At 60.6% G+C, this 21,167-nt stretch carries 14 protein-coding genes and 2 pseudogenes; 11 read left to right on the top strand and 5 right to left on the bottom strand.

What is annotated here, in order from left to right; genetic code table 11:
* Positions 1–280, top strand: a pseudogene (locus ACUVTU_RS10705) (hypothetical protein); the annotation flags it as partial.
* Positions 281–314: 34 nt separating this feature from the next.
* Here ACUVTU_RS10705 and ACUVTU_RS10700 read toward each other — a convergent pair.
* The 3 genes from ACUVTU_RS10700 to ACUVTU_RS10690 form a co-directional block, all read right to left on the bottom strand.
* The gene (locus tag ACUVTU_RS10700; RefSeq protein WP_445889954.1) at positions 315–1,661 is read right to left on the bottom strand and encodes a hypothetical protein; all 1,347 of its coding nucleotides are present in this window, start codon (positions 1,659–1,661) and stop codon (positions 315–317) included.
* A gap of 135 nt (positions 1,662–1,796) precedes the next feature.
* Positions 1,797–2,954: a 1-propanol dehydrogenase PduQ gene (locus ACUVTU_RS10695; protein WP_445889953.1), complete on the bottom strand. Its 1,158-nt coding sequence runs from the start codon at positions 2,952–2,954 to the stop codon at positions 1,797–1,799.
* 231 nt (positions 2,955–3,185) lie between these two features.
* Positions 3,186–4,298 carry an ATP-binding protein gene (locus tag ACUVTU_RS10690; protein WP_445889952.1) on the bottom strand — a complete coding sequence of 371 codons (1,113 nt, stop codon included), beginning with the start codon at positions 4,296–4,298 and terminating at the stop codon, positions 3,186–3,188.
* Positions 4,299–4,594: 296 nt separating this feature from the next.
* Here ACUVTU_RS10690 and ACUVTU_RS10685 point away from each other — a divergent pair, with 296 nt between their 5' ends.
* Positions 4,595–5,887, top strand: a complete 1,293-nt coding sequence (locus ACUVTU_RS10685; protein ID WP_445889951.1) for a DUF6612 family protein — start codon at positions 4,595–4,597, stop codon at positions 5,885–5,887.
* Positions 5,888–6,185: 298 nt separating this feature from the next.
* On the opposite strand, the gene ACUVTU_RS10680 is transcribed toward ACUVTU_RS10685, so the two are convergent.
* Positions 6,186–6,368 (bottom strand): rubredoxin-like domain-containing protein, encoded by a 183-nt coding sequence (locus ACUVTU_RS10680; protein WP_445889950.1) that lies wholly within the window; start codon positions 6,366–6,368, stop codon positions 6,186–6,188.
* Positions 6,369–6,703: 335 nt separating this feature from the next.
* Here ACUVTU_RS10680 and ACUVTU_RS10675 point away from each other — a divergent pair, with 335 nt between their 5' ends.
* The 5 genes from ACUVTU_RS10675 to ACUVTU_RS10655 all read left to right on the top strand — a co-directional run bounded on the left by ACUVTU_RS10675 (position 6,704) and on the right by ACUVTU_RS10655 (position 15,180).
* Positions 6,704–8,512: a hypothetical protein gene (locus ACUVTU_RS10675; protein ID WP_445889949.1), complete on the top strand. Its 1,809-nt coding sequence runs from the start codon at positions 6,704–6,706 to the stop codon at positions 8,510–8,512.
* Positions 8,512–11,826, top strand: coding sequence for a DEAD/DEAH box helicase (locus ACUVTU_RS10670; protein WP_445889948.1), 3,315 nt, complete (start codon positions 8,512–8,514; stop codon positions 11,824–11,826). Before ACUVTU_RS10675 ends, ACUVTU_RS10670 begins: the two co-directional genes overlap by 1 nt.
* 112 nt (positions 11,827–11,938) lie before the next feature.
* Positions 11,939–12,220, top strand: coding sequence for a hypothetical protein (locus tag ACUVTU_RS10665; RefSeq protein WP_445889947.1), 282 nt, complete (start codon positions 11,939–11,941; stop codon positions 12,218–12,220).
* 129 nt (positions 12,221–12,349) lie between these two features.
* Positions 12,350–12,901 carry a Uma2 family endonuclease gene (locus tag ACUVTU_RS10660; RefSeq protein ID WP_445889946.1) on the top strand — a complete coding sequence of 184 codons (552 nt, stop codon included), beginning with the start codon at positions 12,350–12,352 and terminating at the stop codon, positions 12,899–12,901.
* A 191-nt stretch (positions 12,902–13,092) separates the two neighbouring features.
* Positions 13,093–15,180, top strand: coding sequence for an EAL domain-containing protein (locus ACUVTU_RS10655; protein WP_445889945.1), 2,088 nt, complete (start codon positions 13,093–13,095; stop codon positions 15,178–15,180).
* Here ACUVTU_RS10655 and ACUVTU_RS10650 read toward each other — a convergent pair.
* Positions 15,175–16,167 (bottom strand): sigma-54 interaction domain-containing protein, encoded by a 993-nt coding sequence (locus ACUVTU_RS10650; RefSeq protein ID WP_445889944.1) that lies wholly within the window; start codon positions 16,165–16,167, stop codon positions 15,175–15,177. The genes ACUVTU_RS10655 and ACUVTU_RS10650 overlap by 6 nt on opposite strands.
* A gap of 295 nt (positions 16,168–16,462) precedes the next feature.
* Here ACUVTU_RS10650 and ACUVTU_RS10645 point away from each other — a divergent pair, with 295 nt between their 5' ends.
* The 4 genes and pseudogenes from ACUVTU_RS10645 to ACUVTU_RS10630 all read left to right on the top strand — a co-directional run.
* Complete coding sequence (locus ACUVTU_RS10645) at positions 16,463–17,827, top strand: glutamine synthetase family protein (RefSeq protein WP_445889943.1); 1,365 nt, start codon at positions 16,463–16,465, stop codon at positions 17,825–17,827.
* A gap of 14 nt (positions 17,828–17,841) precedes the next feature.
* Positions 17,842–18,741 carry an acetamidase/formamidase family protein gene (locus tag ACUVTU_RS10640; protein WP_445889942.1) on the top strand — a complete coding sequence of 300 codons (900 nt, stop codon included), beginning with the start codon at positions 17,842–17,844 and terminating at the stop codon, positions 18,739–18,741.
* Positions 18,742–18,789: 48 nt separating this feature from the next.
* On the top strand, positions 18,790–20,160 hold the full coding sequence (locus ACUVTU_RS10635; RefSeq protein ID WP_445889941.1) for an APC family permease: 1,371 nt from the start codon (positions 18,790–18,792) through the stop codon (positions 20,158–20,160).
* Positions 20,161–20,426: 266 nt separating this feature from the next.
* Positions 20,427–21,167: pseudogene (locus tag ACUVTU_RS10630) on the top strand (McrB family protein); the annotation flags it as partial.

Below are 21,167 nucleotides of genomic sequence, written 5' to 3'. Positions count from 1 at the left end.
GGAAGAAAGACAGAAAGCTCTGGAAGAAAGACAGAAAGCTCTGGAAGAAAGACAGAAAGCTCTGGAAGAAAGACAGCAAATATTGGAAGATGGTCAACAACTGATTAACGACCGGCTGGACCGCATCGAACAGAGCCAGATGCGCCTGGAGCAGGGGCAGCGCAAGCTGAGGAATGATGTGTCCGAAATTAAAAGAGAACTGCGCATGGTGTGGGATGATATCAAAAGGCTGGACAATCGCCTGAGCAGACAGGAAGAAATTGTTTCCCATTACAGGTGACATTTTAAACCAGGGGCCGCCCGGGAGCGGCCCTTTAAAACATTTTGTTGCTCAGCACGATGAAAGCCGGGGCCAGAAAGAACATGAGCAGGGCAAAGCGCCGGTTTTGCTGCCAGGTGACCTGCCGGGGGGTGGACGCCACGGTTTCGGCCAGCACAGCGGCAAAGGGCACCAAGGGAGAAATGCTCATGGCGATGTACCAGCAGCAGAGCAGGCTTAAGGCAAAGGCCGGTGGAGCCAGTCCCAGCGCGGCCGGGTCAACCGTCAGGGCCAGGGCGGTTACCGGCACGGTCATATTGATGCCGCACAGGCTTAAAGCGATGGTCAGCAGGATCATCAGCTGGATAACGATATACAGTGGCAGCGCCTGCATGGTGGGTAAAAGCTGTTCCAGCAACCCTTTCAAGGGGGTGGCGGCCAGGATGGTGCCCAAAAAGGCGGCGGCTACAATCAAGGGTAGGAAATTTTTGCTGCCCAGCAGGCGGCTATGATAGACCGGCATTTCTCGCACCAGCACGGGCCATTTTTGAAGCAGGCCCAGCCAGAACAGGGCATAGCAGACAATGAGCAGGCTGATCACGTAAAGCTGGTTGGACAGGTGCAGCAGCCGGTCACCCACAAAGACCAGGCCGATCAGGACGCCGATGTGCAGCGCCAGCTCGCCCACTTTGCGCCCGGCCCCGGGACAGGGCGGGGCTGCTTTGGCCGCAGGAGCGGGCAGGCTGCCTTCCCTGCGGAAGAGCCATGCGCCTATCAGCATGATCAGCAGCATCATACCGGCGGCGGCCGGGAAGTATACTGCATAGCGCACGCCGGTGAGCAGCAGAACCATATTGACCATGCCGTCATAGGGAGAGAAAACCATGGAAGAGGCATAACCCGTGGTATACAGGCGCACCAAAAAGCGCTGCGGCAGCCGGCTGTCGGCCAGCAATTTTTGCATCGTGGGCAAAGAGGCGATATTTAAGGCAATGGTCAGCCACAGGTGCAGTCCGCTGAGCAGCCAGAACAGGCGTAGCGGCTTTTGCCAGCGGCCGGCCAGGTAGCTTTGCATGGCCGGCAGGTATCCGCCGTGCTGCACAGGCAGGGTGAGCAGGGGGATGACTGTGAACAGCACGGGCATGGGCATGGCCCGGGTGAGGGCGGCGTGCCAGGTGGAAAAATCCATGTGGTAGAGGAAAAAGAGTAGTTGCCCCAGAAACAGGGAAAAAATAGCCACATAGCGCTGAAAGCCGCAGGCAATGCTCAAGGAGGCCAGCAGGAAAAGTACCATGCCGGCGGTGCTCAGCCAAACATAGGCGGGCGGCTTTAAGCCGCCCGCTTCGTGCAGTAAAGCCACCGCGCAGAGGTAATACATGCTGAAAAAATATAGCCAGGTCATTTTTCGCCAACCTTAATCCGGCAGAGTGCTGGTGCTGGCTTAAAGCTGCGGGTTTTTCTTTTACAGAAAGGCCCGCGCTTGTTTAATTCGCCGGGTGGAGCCGGAGTCCCCGGCGGTCCAGCGTTAGAAGCGCAATTAAGCCTTCCGGGCCGCCTGTTCATACAGCCGGACAACGTCCTCCCGGGATACCGGTCGGGGATTGCCCGGTGTGCACATATCCTTTAATACATCCTCGACCATGCCGGGCAGCAGCTCATCCAGCCGGGCCCTGTCCACGCCGGCCGCCGCAATGCTGTCCGGCAGTTCCAGGTTCTGGCGCAGCACCCTGACCGCTTCAGCCAGGGCCCGGGCCCCCTGGGCCGGGTCGGCGGCGGGCAGTCCCAACAGGCGGGCCAGAGCCGCGTAGCGGGAGGCGGTGGCGGTGGGCAGTTTTTCCTCCAGCCCGGCGTTGAAGCTGATCACCAGGGGCAGGAAAAGGGCGTTGCTGCGGCCGTGGGGCAGGTGGAAGCGCCCGCCCAGGGCGTGGGCCAGGCTGTGGTTTAGGCCCAGCGCGGCATTGTTGAAGGCGATGCCGGCCATGCAGGAGGCGATGTGCATATTTTCCCTTGCAGCATCATCGGACGGGCTCTTGTACAGGCGCAGCAGATTTTGAAAAACCAGGAGCACCGCCTTTTCGGCGTAAATGTCGGTAAAGCAGTTGGCCGGGCGGGAGACGTAGGCCTCCAGGGCGTGGGTAAGCACGTCAATGCCCGTGTCGGCAATCACCGGCGGCGGCACGGTGCGAGTCAGATCGGGGTCCAAAATGGCCATATCGGGCAGCATGACATCATCAATTAGAACCATTTTGCGCCCGGCGGCCGGGTCGGTAATTACCGCATAGGAGGTCACTTCCGAACCCGTGCCGCTGGTGGTGGGGATGGCCACGAACCAGGGCTTGCGGATGCTTTCGTGCTCCACAAACTGCTCCTTGGTCTTGAGGCAGAAGTACATAATCGCCTTGGCCGCGTCGATGGAGGAGCCGCCGCCGATGGCGATGAGCAGATCGGGCCGGTACTGGATGATGTGCTGCAGTCCTCTGGTGACCAGATCCAGTCCGGGGTCGGGACGACTTTCGGGGAATACTTCCAACTCGATACCCCGGTTTTGCAGGATGCGGGTCACCCGGTCCACATGGCCCAGCTGGACCATAATTTTCTCGGTGACAATGCAGGCGCGGCGGCCTTTGACCTGCTTGAGGTAACCGAGCGAGCCGCTGCCGAATTGAATGCGGGGTTTGAGCAGAAATCCGGGCATATTAAGACCACGTCCTTTGCGGGAATTACTGCTTATTTTCTCCCGCCCCGGCCGGTTTTCCTTCCGGCAGGCGGGAAGAAGCAATTTTGCGTTAATTGGCACAAAAAATGAACAGGCGTGGCCTGCCGGGCAAGGGCTGGCTACGCCTGAAGATAACAGTTGACATATGGTGGTTCCCAGCAGGTACAGCAGTGAGCAAAAATGGGTGACCGGACCGGGAGCGCCGTAGGGCTATCCCAGCCGCCCCTTTTCCATAGCTATGCGCATAAACTTTTCTTTCTGGCTGGCCGGCGGGGTGTAGATGGTCTCGCGGCGGGCCATGGTCAGGGCGCCGGTGGGGCAGGCCGCAGCGCATACGCCGCAGCCGATGCACACTTCCCGGTTCACGGCGGGCTGTTCGCTGCCGGCGTTTTCCTTAAGGTTAATGGCAGCGATCTGGCAGGCATCAGCGCAGCTGCCGCAGCCGGTGCAGCTGGCTTCATCCAGGGCGGGGATGAAGTTGCTGGGATGGGTGGCCAGCTTGCCGTATTCCTTGATGTTGCGCAGGATGGTGCAGCAGCAGCCGCAGCAGTGGCACATATAGGCCGGCTGATTGAGCACGTTGTCGCAGATGTGTACCAGCCCCAGCCGGGTGGTTTGATCCAGGATGCGCAGCATTTCGTCCACTGTGGCCGGGCGGGCCATGCCCTTGGCCACCACCCAGCGGGCGGCATTGCCCAGCGACAGGCACACCTCCAGGGGAGCGTCGCAGGCTTTGCCCAGGTGGCTGGCCTTGTGCCGGCAGGAGCACAGGGAGACGGCGCCCACCTCGGCCTGGCGGATCACTTCGCTGGCCCGCTCGAAGGTCAAAACCTCGCTTTCCACGGCGGCGGGTATCAGCTGCTCATAGACCAGCGTGCGCATCAGTTTGGTGTCTTTGCCGCTGAATTCTTCGCGCACCTGTTCATCTTTGAAATAAATCTCGAACAGCTCGGCCAGCTCGCGCATGTTGATGTCCTCACGCACCCGCATAAAGGTGTACTCGAAAAAGCCCACCACCATGGGCGCCAGCATGTAATAAACGCCGTCTTTTCTGGGCATATCCAGGATCAGCCCTTTAAGAGACATCTCCTCCAGCAGCTTTTGCAGCTCAGCACGGCCCAGGCCGGTGAGGTCGGCAATTTTGTCCAGGGTAAGGGGCTGAAGGGGCAGTTTGCTTCCCACCATGGCTTCGGTTTCGGTGTACAGACGATGCAGGATGCTGAGCAGCGTCTGGTTCACCGGTGCTCCCACCGGGTAACGGTTCAGGCGCTCGGCCAGCGCCCGGTAGACTTCCTCCTTGGCATTATTGATCAGATGGCCCATTTTAACCTCTCCTCTTTTTAATATATTTAGTTCTGCCCGGTCTGGCGGCGGTGATGGTGTATGAATGTTCATTCAATTGATTACAAAAAATTATGCTTTGAAAGATGCCGTAAAGAGTTCAAGTAATTGTAAAATATCAGAATTTACAGGCAATTATATAGTTTTTCAGTCAGTTTGTCAATGAAATTTCGGGCTGGGTTGAACCAGCGGTTGTTATCCACCGTCTATAGTTAATAGTAAAAACTTACTAAACTCTGCGTTTGCTTCGCACCGCAGGGAAAACGGGAGGGGTTGTATTGCGGAGAAAACTGATTCAAATGGTGCTGCTGGGGTGCTGGGCCCTGTGGCTGGGGGCGGCACCCATGGCCCGGGCCGGAGCGGCGGAAAAGGTGGCCCTGGCGGTGAACGGGGAGACTTTTGCGAAGGCGTCCGCCTACCTGACGCAGGATACCACCATGCTGGCGGCAAAGGACTATGCCCGCCTGGCCGGGGCGGCTGTCAGTCAGCCGGCGGCCGGCGAGCTGGTGATTGAAGAAAACGGGCAGACCCTGCGGCTAAAGATTGGCCAAACCGCAGCCTTCTCAGGCGAACAGCGGATTGAGCTGCCCCGGGCACCCTATGTGGACGGTGGACAGGTGTATATCCCCCTGCGGGCGGTAGCCGAGGCCTTCGGTTATACCGTGCGCTGGCAGGGCAGCCCGCCGGAAGTGTCCCTGGAGCGGTCGGAACTGCGCCAGGGTCTGACCGCCATGGAGCTTTTGGCCCGCTCCGGGCAGGCCACGGCCGGCTACAATACCTACCGGATGCAGGGGGAACTGAGCTACCTGATTACACCGCCCGCGGAGGAACAAAAGGCACTGGATATGCCCGATCAGCTGCTCATAAAAAGCCGGCTGGAGGCCAGCTACCAGCAAAAACCGCTGGCGGTTTACACCCGGCAGGTAATGCAGCGTCCGGTCGGGGTGCCCGAGCAGGCCATGCCCGGGGAAATGACCGTGGAAAGCTATATTACCGGCGATTATCTGTATTTCAAGCTGCCCGAGGCGGGCTGGGTGAAACAGAAAAATCCCCTGCCGGCCGATTTCTGGGCCCAGCAGCAGGACATCCAGTCCAATCCCATTAAAGCCATGCAGCAAATGCGGGAATTCGGCCTTCTGCCCAGCTATGAAAACGATGCGGTGCAAAACGGCCGGGAATATTATGTGCTGACCGCATCCCTGGATCCGGCCCGTTTTAAAGATGGTCTGGAAAAAACCCGGCTGCAGCTGATGGACCTGCTCCTGTCGGTGGAAAAAGAGCCCGAGACCATGCCCGAGCGGGCCGATGCGGTGGCCAGGGCTCAAAAAATGCTGGCCGGCATGGATTTTGATTATACTTACACGGTCTATATCAACAAACAGACTCTGCTGGGCGAAATAATTGATCTGGATCTGCAGGTGGAGATGCCCCTGCCCCGGGAGGGTACCGCTGTAGCGCCGGCTGGCACTTCACCCGAGCTGCACATGCAGATGAAAGGCCATTTCATGCTGGAGCAATTCGGCCAGCCCTTTACACCGCCCGATATCAGCGGGGCGAAAGAAGTAAATTGATCCCGCTCCGGGCACGCCGGTGGGGGATTAAACCGGCTTTAACCCGGCCGGGGCTACCTGTAGTAGCGCTTCGGTCAGCAAACGCTGCCCGAAGCGCTTTGTTTTTGCCCGGAGCAGGCGGCCTGCCGCAGTTGTTGCTTTATAGGCAGCGTAAGGGAGCGGGATGGTTTTTCCCGGGAGATATTTCGTGAAAAAGTCCTTCTTCCGGAAAAAATACCGCCCGGCGGGCGGCGCAAGCAAAAAACTGAAAACAGGGGCGGGGAAAGAGGAGGTGTGTGCTGCTCCGGGTCCGGAGCCACTACTTTTGTCCGATGCGCGGGTCAAAGCCCGGCCCCTGGGGCAGCTGGCAGTCGGGGGTGTAGCAGGTGACATCCAGGAAAGTGCACTTTTCCCCGCAGGACGGGCACTTTTCCGGCAGCCGGTCCGGCTGGGACAGGAAAGTGTAGCCGCAGTTGGAGCATTTCCAGTTCATTTGATCCATAAAAAATTACCTCCTGTAGTTTTTTAAGCAATGGTGTGGATTGCCGGGCCGGGTGCTCTGTGGAGAGTGAGGCTAAAATAGGCGTCCCCTCAGGTTGGGGAACAGGTGGCACATTGGCGCGGCCTGCTGGTTAAGACCCATTTTAAACGGCAGTTATTACCGGGTCTTTAACAAATTATAAAAATTTTATAACAAATTTCGCCTGCTTCGGGTTCTCCACCGGGTCGGAAGGGCGGTTTGACTCCGGTTTTATTGCTTGTACCTTGTGAGGTAACACGGTAAAATAATCTTTGGAAAAGGGGCCATTTCTACATTTGATCCGGTGAGGCGTGGACATGTTTAATTTAAAGTTTAGTCAATTGCTGGAAATGCGCCGGCAGATGGCGCAATTTTTTTCGGCGGCGGCCCTGCGGCAGGGCTATGCCCTGTACGACAAAAAAGCCGTATCGGAGCTGGGGCAGACCTCGCAGGGCACACTGCAGGCCCGGGTGGCCAACCGGCCGCGCAGTCGCAAGAAAACCCATGAGGTATTTGTCCTGCCGGACAGGCTGGAGTCTTCCAGCTGCACCTGCCGGCAGCCCTTTTGTGCCCACCTGGCGGCGCTGCTCTTTGCTGTGCTGGGCCAGTACATGGATGCCGTTGAATGTTATCACTGGCTGATGGGCCGGGCGGGCGGTGCGGCGGCCGCGCCCGGGGATAATGAGGGCGGCAACAGTAAAGCAACTGCCGGCGGTGCCCGTGCCGCAGCGCTGCAGCGGCGTTCGGCCGTGGAGGAACTGTCACCAGCCGATGAACCGGCACTCTGGCCGGCGGCCTGGCAGGAGCTGTGGTTTGGCGGTAGCGGGCAGCGCCCCGTCTGGCAGCGCCTGCTGGTTGAACTGCCCGCGCTGGATGATCGCTGCCGCTTCTACTGGCAGAAGGTGCAGGAATTGAGCAGCGGCTGGCCGCTGTCGTACCGGATTAATTTTGCTCTGGGGGCGCTGGTGCACCTGGCGGTCTGGCTGGAGGAAGCCTTTAGCGAACTGGAGTCCCATCTACTGTTGCCGACCGGCAGAGCCGGGAGGTCGACGGCCGGGGCCGGACGCCGGACCGTAACCCGTCCGGAAGACCTGTCCTCCTATTTTTTCCATGCCCGGCTTTTTTGCGGCCAGGTTTTGAGTAAAATTGAAGACGAGGTAGAGGCTGTCGGGAAGTCCCTGCGGGTTGATTTATTGCCCCGGTGCACCCGCCTGTGGCAGGAACTGCTACCCCTGCTGGGCCGGCAGGTGCTCTCCCGAACCGGTGATGACGCCATGCCCCTGCTGGACTGGCAGCATTTGTACCGGATGGTGAGCATTGCCGTGCTCACTGAGCCGGCCGACCTGGAGCGGGAACTGGTGCGCTTAAAACGTCTGGGCAAGGAGCATCCGGACTGGCAAAACAATCGGGAATACATATTGCTCCTGGGGCACATTACCTATCTGCGGTACGGGCTGGCAGAAGCCATTCCTGTATGGGACCGGCTGGACGCCGTGTACCCCCTCTGGCCGTATGTGTACGGAGTAGCGGAGCTGGGGGAAGGGCCGCTGTTGCTGGAGTGGCTTGAGTATATGAGCTGGCGGCTGGGAGAGCTGGCGCGCTGGGACCCCCGGATGGTGGAGCAGGAGGATCTCCAGGAAGACATACAAATCTGCCTGGACCTGTGGCAGCGTTTGCTGCGACAGGACCGGCGGGAACAGGTACAACATGCTTATCAGTCATTTTTGCAGCAGATGCTGCCCTGTGGCAGTGTTCTGCTGCCCCTGCTCCAGCACTATGCGGAACAAAAGCAGCGGCAGCAGGTCACGGATGTATTTTTGCTGCTGCAGAACATCGTGCTTGACCGGCCCCCCGGTGAAGAAACCGGGCGGGATTTGCAGCGGGTGTTTTCTGTATTGCGGCCTGCCGAGCAACTGCCCTGTTATCATCAGAAAGTAGAAATATTGCTGGAAAAGCGCTGTCGAGAAAATTACCGGCAGGCGGCTCAGCTGCTGGTTCAGATGCGGCGCCTGTATAACAAACTGGGCCGGTTGGAGGAGTGGGAGCGCTACTGTCAGCGGCTTCAGGACAAATACAGCCGCCTGCGCTTGTTCAAAGAAATGCTGCAGCGGGAGCAGGTGATTTAGTGCTCAGAGGATACAAACCTTCTGCCCGGGAAATGCCCCTGCCCGACACCCTGTATCCAGTGGTGCAGGTGCGGGCTCTGACCGCCCGGGACAGAGCGGCCGGGCTGGCCCTCAGGGGCTACTACCGGCCGCAGCAGTGGGTCAGGGAACTTACCGCGCAGGAGCAGACCGGAAAGCACTACCAGATTCCGGCGGAGCGCCTCGGGCGCATGCTTTTGGCCTGGCACCGGCCTTCCTTTTACGGCAGCTTTGTGCCGGTGGATGAAGAGGCGGGCGAAGTGCTGCTTTCGCCCCTGACCGCCCTGCAGCTGCTGGTGGCCAGGCCCGTTTTGCGCCACCTGTACTGGACCTGGCCGGACGAGTGGCCCGGTTTGCAATACCTGGCCCGATTGGTAGACAGCTTTTTGCGCCGGGGAGCTTTTATGCCCTCCTGGACGGCCTGGCGGGAAGGCCGGGCGGGCTGGCAGATCTGTCCCCTGCCGGAAATTTCTCCGGGGGAGGAGGAACTGGCGCCAGCCGGTGATTGGGCCGCCCAGGCCCTGCAGCTGGCCGGACAGCTGGCCCGGATGGGGGTGCCGGATGCCGCCGCGGTGATGCAGGGGGTTGGGGAGCAGTCGCCCGCTCCAGTGGCGCTGCGCGACGATTTGCCGCCCGAGATCTGGCCGGCGCTTTCCGGCTGGCTGGATGCTGTGCTGCAGGAAATCCAGGGACAAACTCCGGCCGCAGCCGTATGGTACCAGCAGCTGGTGCGCCAGTATCCCCTGATCTTGCCCGGGAAAGCCCTGCCGGTGGAAACTCCGGCCGATTCCGGAGAGTGGCTAGAAGCCATCGGCTGGCTGGTGGATGACTCGCCCTGGCAGAGTTGTCTGAAGCTGTACGAGCCGCCGGACGGGCGGGGAGACTGGCTTTTGCGGGTGGTGCTGCGGCACAAAAAGCAACCCGCATCCGAGGTGGAAATAACCGACGGACAGCTGCCCGAACCGTGCCGGGAACACGCCCGGCGCCTGGGGCGCGATGTGCAGCGCTGGATCCGGCTGTTGCCCTTTCTGCCGCTGCCCGGGGAAGGCAGGGCCGGGGAGCACCGGCCGGAGGCGGCGGTTGCCGGGGTGAGCGCATCTGCCCGTCAGGCTGCCTCTCCGGCCGTGCCGGTGTGGCGGCTGAACCACCGCCAGGCCTGGCAGCTGATGACCGAAGGAGCGGCCAGCTTGACCGCTGCCGGTTACATTTTGCTCCTGCCCGCCTGGTGGGAGGAAGTGCGGCGGCAGCGTCCCGCTCTGCTGGCCCGGCCCCGCAGTCAGGCTGCGGGCAGCGGTTTTTTGGGCATGCAGCAATTGTTGGATTTCGATTGGCAGGTGGCCATTGGCGGGCAGGAGATCAGCCCCGGGGAATTTGCCCGCCTGCTCAAGGAGCAGCAGCCCCTGGTGCATTATCAGGGACGCTGGGTGTATGTGGATCAAACTTTTTGGCAGCGCCTGCGCCGCTTTATGCAGCGGCACCGCCAGCTTTCCCTGGCCCAGGTGTTGCAGCTCTACTTCGCCGGCCAGCTGATAGGCCAGGGGGAGGAAGCGGGGGAGGCGCCGGCAAGCGGGCCGCGGGGCCGGGGGAAAAAGCCCGCCGGAGCGGCTTTAGAAGATGCGGACGGGGACGCAGCCGGGCCGCCGGGGAGCCATGAGGCCGTCCCCGGCGCTCAGCCCTCCATCCAGCTGCAGCTGTCGGCAGCATGGCAGGCCACCCTGGATACCCTGGTGAACTGCCGGCAGCTTCCCTGGCCGGGGGAACTGTCCGGTTTTGCCGGTACCCTGCGGCCTTACCAGCAAAAGGGGGCGGCTTGGCTGGTGCACATGCGCGCCCTGGGGCTGGGGGCCTGCCTGGCTGATGACATGGGCCTGGGCAAAACTGTGCAGTTCATCGCTTACCTCTGCTGCCTGCAGCAGCGGGGTGAGCTGACCGGTCCCTCCCTGCTGGTCTGTCCTACTTCGGTGCTGGGCAACTGGCAAAAGGAGCTGGAACGTTTTGCTCCGCAGCTGCGCCTTTACCTGCACCACGGCACCCGCCGGCCCCGGGGCCAGGAACTGCTGGACAGGATTGGCAACTGCCAGCTGGTGATCACCTCCTATGCCCTGGCCCATCTGGACCGGGAGGACTTGCAGGCGGTGCAGTGGGACTGCCTCTGTCTGGATGAAGCGCAGAACATCAAAAACCACCAGACCCGCCAGGCAGCAGCCGTGCGCAGCTTTACCGCCCGCCATCGCCTGGCCCTGACCGGTACCCCGCTGGAAAACCGCCTGGAAGAGCTGTGGTCCCTGATGCACTTCCTCAACCCGGGCTACCTGGGTTCCCACGCCGCCTTTGTGCGCCATTTCGGCCGGGCGGCCGAAGCGGGCCGCTCCGAGCCGGCCCTGGCTACGCTGCAGCGCCTGGTGCAGCCATTTTTGCTGCGGCGGCTCAAGAGCGACCCCGAGGTAGAACTGGACCTGCCGGAAAAGCTGGAGATGAAGGAATATATCGCGCTCAGCCCGGCCCAGGCCGCCCTGTACCAGAATGTGCTGGATGATTTGCAGGCGCGGCTGGGACAGGTGGAGGGGCTGGCCCGGCGGGGCCTAGTGCTGTCCGCTCTGACCCGCCTGAAACTGATCTGCGACCACCCCGGCTTGCTGCGCGGGGCGGCAGCCCCGGGGCGGAGCGAGCCTTCTCCCAAGCTACAGCGCCTGGGTGAAATGGTGGAGCAGGTGCGGCAGAGCGGCGGGCGCTGCCTGGTCTTCACCCAGTTTGTGACCATGGGCCGGCTGATTCAGCAGTACCTGCAGGAACTGCTGGGCGAGCCCGTGCTCTTTCTGCACGGGGGTACACCCCGGGCCATGCGGGACCAGCTGGTGGAGCAGTTCCAGCAGGGCCTGACGGAGGGTGGGCAACCGGCAGGTGGCGGTGCGGCCGCCGCGCCGGGGGTGCTGGTCATGACCCTCAAAGCGGGCGGCACGGGCCTTAACCTCACGGCGGCCAACTATGTCTTTCACTTTGACCGCTGGTGGAATCCAGCGGTGGAAAACCAGGCCACCGACCGGGCCTACCGCATGGGCCAGCGCCGCAGTGTACAGGTGTACAAATTCATCACCCTGGGCACCCTGGAGGAGCGCATTGACGAAATGCTGGAGCACAAGCTGGAACTGGCCGGCCGTATCATCGGTTCCGGCGAGGCCTGGCTGACCGAGCTCTCCGATGCCGAACTGGGGCAGTTGCTGGCCCTGCAGTTTTCCGGGGCGGAGCCGGCCCGCCGGAGCGGCCGGCCCCAAAAACGGTCGAGAGCGGGGCATTAAGCCGCCGGACCGGCCGGTGAATAAGACAGGACCTGCTGTAGCCGGGCGCTAAGTCGGGGATAACCGGCCGCCGGACGGTGTTTCCGGCTGCCGGTGCCGGGGAGGGATAACCATGGCTACCAAAAAACAAAAAAAGCGGCAGGAAAAAAAGCGCCGCCACCAGCAGCAGCTCGCGGACAAACCGGCGGCATCCAGACCCGCGGCCGGCAAACCTGTATCGGCGCAAAACGCTCCGGGCCTATCGGCCGGGCCGGCCGCCGACCCGGGGCTTGAGACAGCAAACATGCTGGCCGGGCAGCCCGGCCCGGCCTGGCAGCCCCTCTGCCGGCTGCTGGTGAAAAGCTATCTGGCCGGCTATGAGCCGCTGGAAAAAAAGCCGCGCCGGGGCGGGTAAAAGGGGGGCGCGGCCGCAAGCACCCTTCGGCCTGCCGGACGCGTGCTTGTGCAAGGGTAGGCAGTATGGCATAATGATGATAAATATAAATGTGATGCCTGACCTACGGGCAGCTAAGGAGGTGGGGGCATGCCGGAACTACAGGTGTTAAATGACCGTCCGTACACAGTGCAGGATTACCTGCAATTGAACGATGAGCAGCGTTATGAGTTGCTCAAAGGAGAGTTGATCATGGTTCCCCGTCCCCGCCCTGCCCACCAGCGGATAGCCTTGAGAATTGCTGCCGCCCTGCACAGCTATTTGCGGCAAAACCCCCGGGGGGAAGTGTTACAGGAAGTGGATGTGCACCTGGGAGAACAGGTGGTGGCTCCCGATGTGCTGTTTATCAGCCAGGAGCGGGGTGGCATAATTGGTGAGCTGTACGTGCAGGGGGCTCCTGACCTGGTGGTGGAAGTGCTGTCGCCAGCTACGGCCGCCCTGGACAAAAAGCAGAAAAGCGCCCTGTACTGGGCGGCCGGCGTGCAGGAATACTGGCTGGTGGATCCGGAAATAAAGCTGGTGGAAGTGCTGCTTTCCGGGCCCCAGGGCTGGCTCTGGGCCGGTGCACTGGACAGCGCCGATGTTCTAAGCACAGCGCTTTTGCCCGGGTTGCAGATTCCTCTGAGGGAAGTTTTTGGTTAGATATTTTGGGGTTTGGTTTTGAAAAAAGGTGTTGATAATAGTTCACCAAAAAGTGCTTCCAGGAGGCACTTTTTTGTTTTATATTGTAATTATTATGTTGAATTTGCCGTAACTGTATTTTTGACAGCCTGGCTCTGGCATAAAAAACTGGTTCCCGAACTAAAGAGAAAGCCAGCCGGGAGGTAGAGGAGATGCTGCGCAAGAGCCGGTGGCCGGTCCGGGTGAGCAGCTGGCCGGTGCTGTCAGCTTTTTTATTGCTGTTTTTGCTGGTCTGTTTGGCCTATTCCCAACGGCTCAGCGACGATTTCTACCAGCTGGTGCTGCGCCAGCGGCAGCATGAGCTGCAGGAAAAGGTGGATCTGGCCTACAATGCCATATCCCCCCTGGTGGAAAAATGCCGGCGGGGAGAGCTTACAGTAGCCCAGGCCCGCCAGCAGATCCGCGAGCTGGTGCGGCAGATGCGCTATGAGGATGAATTTGGCAAAAATTATATTTTTATGAGCACATATGACGGGATATATTTGGTGCAACCGTATGAACCGCAAAATGAAGGCAAGAATATGTGGGACTACCGGGACATAAAGGGTACATATGTAATCCGGGAGCTGGTGCGGGCGGCCCGGCAAAATCCCGGAGGAACATATGTATCATATTACTCCTATCGTCCCCTTACGCGCACATACGAGCGCAAACTCTCCTATGTGCGGGGCATTCCCGAGATCGAGGCTTATATCGGCACGGGTGTGTACATGCAGAGCACTTTTCGCCAGATGCTGGCCCTGCTGGCCCGCCAGCGCCTGCTGGGACTGGGGCTGGCCCTGGGCGTGGCCCTGCTCTCCGGCCTGTATATACTCCAGCTGCGGCGGGTGCAAAAACAGCTGCAGCAGGAGTTGGCCATAAAAAACCAGCTTTACCAGGAAAACGAAGCGGCCCGGGAGGAGATCCAGGCCCAGTACGAGGAAAAACGGCAACTGCTGGAGGAGCAGGCCCGCTACCAGAGTTATATTGAACATATGGCCTATCACGATCCCCTCACCGGCCTGGCCAACCGGCGGCGTTTTGAAGAAAGTCTGGCCCGGGAACTGGAGGGCTCGGGGAGCGGTGCCGTGCTGCTGCTGGATCTGGACAACTTCAAACATATCAATGACAGCCGGGGGCATATCTACGGCGATGTGATCCTGCAAAAAGTGGCCGCCCTGCTGCAGCTGGTGGCCGGACCGGACGGTCTGGTGGCCCGCTTCGGGGGGGACGAGTTTTTGTTGCTCTGGCCCGGCATTTTTGAGGAACAGGAAGTGCGGGAGCGGGCGGTGGCCCTGCAGGGGCGGCTGGCCGCCGGCATTTACCAGAGCGAGGGCTTGCACCTGACCGCCAGTCTGGGGGTGGCCCTGTATCCGGCTTACGGCGACGATGTGATCACCCTGGTGCGGCATGCCGACACCGCCCTTTTTGCGGCCAAAAAGAGCGGCAAAAACGCTTGCCTCTTTTTCTGCCGGCAGATGACGGCGCAGCTGGAGGAGCAGCTGGCGCTGGAAGAACTGCTGCGCCGGGCGCTCCAGCAAAACAGCTTTGTCCTGCACTACCAGCCCCTGGTGGATCTGCGCACGGGGCGGGTGGCCGCCCTGGAGGCCCTGCTGCGCCTGCCCGGCCACAATGTTTCCCCGGCGCAATTCATTCCCCTGGCCGAGGAAAGCGGCCTGATCCGGGAGATCGGCCACTGGGTGTTGGACGAGGCCATCCGCCAGATGGTCCGCTGGCGGCAGGCGGGCTGTGCTCCCGGCCTGGTCTGCGTCAATGTCTCCCCCCGCCAGCTGCAGCAGAGCGATTTTGTGGAACAGTTGACCCGGCTCTTGCAGGAACACCGGCTGCCCCCGGCTTGTCTGGAGCTGGAGATTACCGAAAATGTGTTTTTAGAGCAGCAGGCCGTGGTGCTGGAAAACCTGCACCGGCTGCAGCAGCTGGGAGTGTCCATCGCCCTGGACGATTTTGGCAGGGGTTATTCCGCCTTGAACTACCTCACCTTTGTGCCCGTGAAGAAAATCAAGCTGGACAAGTCGCTGTGCGACCGGTTTCTGTTGCCCGACCGGTTGCCGGTGTTTACCAGCCTGCTGGCCCTGGCTCACAGCCTGCACCTGGAAGTGGTGGCCGAAGGGATCGAGGAGGCAGCAGCTTTAAGCCTGGCCCGGCAGAGCGGTTGCGACTACGCCCAGGGGTACCTGCTGAGTCGTCCCCTGCCTCCGGAACAGGTGCGGGAGATGCTGGCCGCTACTTTTCCGTTATAAAAGCCCTAGCCGGCGCATCTTGCGGCTCAGGGTGCTGGGGTCGATGCCCAGGGCCCGGGCGGCCAGGCGCCTGTCCGGGTACTGCTCCAGGGCCTGCCTGATGGCTTCTTTTTCCGCCCGGAGCACAATTTCCTGCAGTGTGGCCGGGCGGCTTTCGTCCGCCGCACTGTCTGCGCCGTCGACCCGAAATTCGGCCGGCAGATTTGCGGCCTCAATAATTTCTCCGGGGCAGGTGATGAGCATTTTTTCCACCAGATTGCGCAACTGGCGCGCATTGCCCGGCCAGGGGGCCTTTTGCAGCAGCTCCAGCGCCGCCGGGCTGAAACGCTTTTGCAGGCCATAGGCGTCATTTAGCTGGCGGCAGAAGTGCTCCAGCAGCGGGGCGATGTCTTCCGGGCGCTGGCGCAGAGGTGGCAGGTGGATGTGCACCACGTCCAGGCGGTAATACAGATCGCGCCGGAAAAGCCCCCGCTCCACCAGCTCCTTCAGATCCTGGTTGGTGGAAGCGATTACCCGCACATCAATAACCCTGGACCAGGTTCCGCCTACCCGGCGGATTTCTTTTTCCTGCAGGGCGCGCAGCAGCTTCACCTGGGCTTTCAGCGGCAGTTCGCTTATCTCATCCAGCAGTAGCGTACCCGGGTGGGCGGCTTCAAAAACGCCCATGGCCCCTTCCCGCCGCCCGCCGGTAAAGGCGCCCTGTTCGTAGCCGAACAGTTCGGATTCCAACAGGTTTTCCGGAATGGCTCCGCAGTTGATGCGGATGAAGGGGTGGCGGGCCCGGGGACTAATATGATGGATGTAAGAAGCCAGGACCTCCTTGCCCGTACCGGTTTCGCCGCTGATTAGCACAGTGGTGGGGTAGGGGGCGACGGCGCGGGCCAGGTCGTAGGCTGCGCGCATGGCCGGGCTGACAATTACCGGGGACAGGGGCGAGACGGGCAATGGTTCGGGTGGGGGTGGTGAAAAAAGCAGGCGTTTATGCATAACAGTCCTCCAGCATTCCGGGTGTCGATTGGCGCTCCGGTTAATTCGGTGCGATGCTCATATTTGCAAAGACGCAAGCAATTGCAGATATGCAATTAAGATAAATATTTTTTAATTCCTCTGTTTTGCTTTATTATATTTCTGATATGGCCGCTATGGCAATTGCAACGGTGCAGGTTGATCAAAAATGCGCCCGGCGGGTTGAGAGGCGGCCGGAGCGGTAAAAAGGCGGTCCGGACCTGCTGCCGGTGCTGGTACGAGAATTGCTTAGTACAGGATAATGGAGGCATGCCCCGTGGTTCAAGCAAACTGGCAAGATCAGCTGATTGCACATGTGCAAAATCTGATTCAGGAGTACAACATTCATACCGTACGGTTAACCATCACGGACAACAGCAATATTATCCGCTCCCGCTTCGTGCCGGTGCGGGCTTTTCTGAACGCCATTCAGGGCGGAGCGGCGGCCCAGTACCCGTCGGCCCTGCTGGCGGTGGACAGCTCGGCCGAGCTGGTGCCCGCCGCCGGGGAGGGGTATGCTGGCGGGTTTCCCAGCTTTATGCTGCTGCCCGATTTGAGTACCTTTGTGGTGTTGCCCTGGCTGCCGGGTACGGCCCGGGTGATTGCCGATCTGGCCCGGCCCGATGGCAGTCTGTGGGAAGCGGCCCCCCGCCAGGTGCTGCGCCGGGTGCTGCAGCGGCTGGAGAGCCGGGGTTATACCCTGAAAGGCGCCTTTGAGTTCGAGTTCTATGTTCTGCAAAAACCCGGGCCGGAAAGCGCGCACCGCCCGGTATGGCAGGGCCTGAACTGTTTTGCCGACAGTGTCCAGATTGGCCTGACCGATATATTCACGGCCATTATCAAGGGCCTGGAAGGCATCGGGGCCGGGCCGGAAGTGGCCAATACGGAATACGGTCCCGGCCAGTTTGAGATCACCAATGCTCCTTTTTCCGGCTTGGCGGTAGCCGATATGGCGGTTTACTACCGGACCTCCATCAAGGAAATTTTGCACCAGCTGGGCTACCGGGCCACCTTCATGGCCAAGCCCTTTCCCCGCAGCAGTGGCAGCGGGGGGCATTTCCACCATTCCTGGCTGGATGAGCGGGGCGAAAATGCTTTCTATGACCCGCAGGCCGCCGACGGCCTTTCGCGGCTCTGCCGGCGGGCGATTGCCGGCCAGCTGGCCCACGCGCCGGCCCTCTGCGCCCTGGCCAACAGCACCATCAACAGCTACAAGCGGCTCAGACCTTACTACTTTGCTCCGGTGAACGCTTCCTGGGGCTACGAGCACCGCTGCACCATGCTGCGGGTGCCCTTTGCCCGCGGTGCCCAGAGCCGGCTGGAAAACCGCCTGCCGGCGGCCGACACCAATCCCTATCTGGCTGTAGCCGCCTGTCTGGCTGCGGCGCTGGATGGAGTGGAGAAAGAGCTGGAACCCCCGCCGCCGGTGGTGGGCCAGAACCCCTATGAGCTGTCCGAACTGCCGCCCCTGCCCGACAGCCTGCCGGCTGCTCTGGCTGCCCTGGAAAAGGACGAGGTGCTGCGCGAATACCTGGGTGAGGAATTCTGCCGCAACTTCCTGGCGTTGCGGCGCCGGGAATGGGTTCGTTTTCAAGAGCACATCACTGATTGGGAAATCAACGAGTATCTGGAGCTGATATAAAGGAGGAATCTTTCTTGCAGCGCATACCTGCCAGTCAGGTGGTTTACAGTATGTCCCACCGCAACCCGCCAGTGTTGCGTACACCCCTGCCCGCCCGGCTGACTTTTGAAACGCTGGACTGTTTTGGCGGACAGGTCAAATCCTGTGCCGACACCGTGGCCACGCTGGACTTTTCCCGGGTCAACCCGGCTACCGGTCCGGTTTACCTGGAAGGGGTGCGGCCGGGCGATGTTGTAGCCGTGCATATACAGGATATCCGCGTCTTTTCGCCCGGCATTATGGTGGCGGCACCGGGGGCCGGGGTGCTGGGCGATCTGGTCCAGCAGCCCGAGACCAAAATGGTGGAAATCAAGAACGGAAAGGCGCAACTGGGTTTGCTGGACGTGCCGGTTGCTCCTATGATCGGGGTAATTGGCCTGGCACCGGCCGGGGAGGATATTCCCTGCGGCGTGCCCGGCCGGCACGGCGGCAATATGGATACCACGCTGATAGCAGCCGGCAGCACCGTCTACCTGCCTGCTCGGGTGGAGGGGGGTCTTTTGGCCATGGGCGACCTGCACGCTCTGATGGGGGACGGGGAAATCATGGTCAGCGGGGTGGAGGTGGCCGGTGAAGTGGATGTTACGGTCACCAGTGTGCCCGGCTGGCCGCTGGAATATCCCCTGGTGAGCACCCCGCAGTGGGTGGCGGTGCTGGCTTCAGCGGCTACCCTGGATGAGGCGGCTGCTTTAGCCACACGGCAGATGGCCGGGCTGCTCCGGAACTGGCTGGGTTGTTCGCTCAACGAAGCCGGCATGCTGCTCAGTGCTGTAGGCCAGCTGCAAATCTCCCAGGTGGTGGATCCGCTCAAGACCGCCCGCATGGCTCTGCCGCGCCATATCCTGCGCCGGCTGGGCGTGCCGCTGGCTTTTTAAATGACCTGTTAGTTCAGCACAACTTTTGGGAAAGGAGAGTACGGAAGGATGGATCAGGATAAGCATACTGTAGAGGAGTTTGGATATAAACAGGAATTGAAAAGAGCGCTGGGTTTTAAGGATTTGCTCTTTTACGGCATGGTCTTCATGGTACCCATCGCGCCCATGGGGATTTACGGCTATGTGGCCGATGTTTCCAACGGCATGGCCCCTCTGGCCTATGCCATTGGGGTGGTGGCCATGATTTTCACCGCCTGGAGTTATGCCCGCATGGCCAGCGCCTTTCCCATCGCCGGTTCGGTCTATTCCTACGCCTCCTGGGGCATCAGCCCCTACGTGGGCTTTTTTGCCGGCTGGGCCATGCTTTTGGACTATATTCTGACCCCGGCTCTGGTTTATCTGGTGGCGGGTTACGCCCTGCAGGAGATGTTGCCGGTGCTCCCCTACTGGGGCTGGATTGCGGTATTTGTGATTATTAATACGCTGGTCAATCTGCGGGGTATTGAGATGACCGCCCGCACCAATATCGCTCTGCTGATTTTCGAACTTTTCGCCCTGGTGGCCTTTATTGTGGTTGCCTTTATCGCTGTGCTCAAGGGGGTGGGGCAGGGGAGCTTTACCCTGGATCCCATCTGGAAACCACAGGGCTTTAGCCTGAACATGGTCATGGCGGCCACCTCGCTGGCCGTGCTTAGCTTCCTGGGCTTTGACGCCATCAGTACGCTGGCCGAGGAAACTAAAGACCCCCGGCGCATGGTGGGCAAGGCCACTGTGACGGCGCTGTTGCTGGTGGGCAGCCTGTTCATTGTCCAGACCTACCTGGCTGGCCTGGTGGTGCCCGATCACAAGGTCTTTGACAATCTGGACACCGCTTTTTACACAGTGGCCCAGGCGGCCGGCGGCGACTGGCTGCGCTGGCTGTGCGCCCTGGCCACGGCCATTGCCTGGGGTATTGGCGACGGACTGGTGGCCCAGGCGGCCATTTCCCGCCTGCTTTACAGTATGGCCCGCGACCGGATGATGCCCTCCCTGCTGGCCAGAGTGCACCCGCGCTATCAGACGCCCTACATGAGCACCATTTTAGTGGCGGTGATCGCCATTACCGTGGGCATGGCCCTGCAGATGGACCGGCTTACTTCCATGGTCAACTTCGGGGCGTTAACCGGCTTTTTGTTCCTGCACCTGTCAGTGATCAACCACTATGTGCTGCGCGGCCGGCAGACCGATCCGGCTTCTCTGCTCAAGTACCTGGTAGCCCCTCTATGCGGTTTCGCAATTATCTTTTATGTTTGGTACAGCCTGCAGCCGGAGGCCAAACAGCTGGGCTTTATCTGGCTGGCCGTGGGTCTGGTTTATCTGGCTTTCAAGACCCGCTTTTTCCGGGAAAAGCCGCCGGCATTTCAGTCCGCGGAACATTAAACCGCGCGGTGCGAGGCGGGGCCGGTTCCCGTGCTGCATTGCTGGCCAGTGCTGCGCAACTGGACTGCCGGAACTTTCTGCTGCAATGGTCGATACAGCCGGACGGGCAGTGTCCCGTCCGGCCTTTTTTACTCTGACTGCAGCAAGGCATAAAATGTCAAAAATAGCAATTACCGTATCGTTGGCCGGGGTTTTTTTGATATAATGATCTCTGGATGGCGCCGGTGGAAAAACCGGCGAAACCGTCCGGAAAGGAGCCTGGGGTTGTGCTTACGGCAGAAAACTGCTTAATTATGAAAGTGAACAACCATAACCGCGGTTATGACGGAAATATCTGCGACAAACCGCGCAAACACGCCTGCGGGGCCTCGGACTATTTTCGGGCCAACTACTGTGCCCTCCAGATCCGGCAGTGCTATGAGCTCAGCCTCTTTGACGTGGCCCATCCCTCATTTTACAAGCGGGGCCGCGATGTGGACGTAGACGGCTATGTTTCCGAGCTGTACCGGGCCTGCCAGCAGGGGCAAAACCCTTTGATCTTTTTTTATACCACCAGCGGGCGGCGCAATATTCTCACCGGCCTGTATGTGGTGGGGCAGGTGGAAAGGGAAAGATACCTGGTGAGCTTTGGTGGTGACGACTGGAAATATACCTTTACCCCCCTGGAGGGGTGGGCGCTGCGTTTTCCCGACCCGCGCCCGGACAACGATTTTCTCTGGCACCACACCGAGGGCAGCCGGGGTAGCTGCCACCGGGTCAACCGCAATTATGTGGCCACCGGCCTGGGTATATTGATTGACATGTACAGTGAGGCTCTGGCCCGGATGAACCTGGAGCCCGGCCTGCGCCTGGAACGGGAGAAAATTTTGCCCAAACTGCGGGAATTACTGGAGAAGCTGGTGCCCGGAACCCCGGCTGTTCCGGATCTGGCTGGTCCGGCGGCCGGACCGGCTGTAGCCGGCCGGCGTTCCAGAGTGACGGCGATCGCCGGCCGGCCGGGCAAGGGC

The sequence above is a fragment of the Desulfurispora sp. genome, assembly GCF_052744395.1.
Note: the sequence above shows the minus strand (reverse complement) of the source record. Positions and strands in the feature narration are given on the sequence as shown.

Excerpts from the sequence above, each read along its gene's own strand:
- ACUVTU_RS10690 (WP_445889952.1), bottom strand. The coding sequence starts at position 4,298 with ATGGGCCATCTGATCAATAATGCCAAGGAGGAAGTCTACCGGGCGCTG.
- ACUVTU_RS10680 (WP_445889950.1), bottom strand. The coding sequence starts at position 6,368 with ATGGATCAAATGAACTGGAAATGCTCCAACTGCGGCTACACTTTCCTG.
- ACUVTU_RS10700 (WP_445889954.1), bottom strand. The coding sequence starts at position 1,661 with ATGACCTGGCTATATTTTTTCAGCATGTATTACCTCTGCGCGGTGGCT.
- ACUVTU_RS10655 (WP_445889945.1), top strand. The coding sequence starts at position 13,093 with ATGCTGCGCAAGAGCCGGTGGCCGGTCCGGGTGAGCAGCTGGCCGGTG.
- ACUVTU_RS10665 (WP_445889947.1), top strand. The coding sequence starts at position 11,939 with ATGGCTACCAAAAAACAAAAAAAGCGGCAGGAAAAAAAGCGCCGCCAC.
- ACUVTU_RS10635 (WP_445889941.1), top strand. The coding sequence starts at position 18,790 with ATGGATCAGGATAAGCATACTGTAGAGGAGTTTGGATATAAACAGGAA.
- ACUVTU_RS10695 (WP_445889953.1), bottom strand. The coding sequence starts at position 2,954 with ATGCCCGGATTTCTGCTCAAACCCCGCATTCAATTCGGCAGCGGCTCG.
- ACUVTU_RS10675 (WP_445889949.1), top strand. The coding sequence starts at position 6,704 with ATGTTTAATTTAAAGTTTAGTCAATTGCTGGAAATGCGCCGGCAGATG.
- ACUVTU_RS10660 (WP_445889946.1), top strand. The coding sequence starts at position 12,350 with ATGCCGGAACTACAGGTGTTAAATGACCGTCCGTACACAGTGCAGGAT.
- ACUVTU_RS10650 (WP_445889944.1), bottom strand. The coding sequence starts at position 16,167 with ATGCATAAACGCCTGCTTTTTTCACCACCCCCACCCGAACCATTGCCC.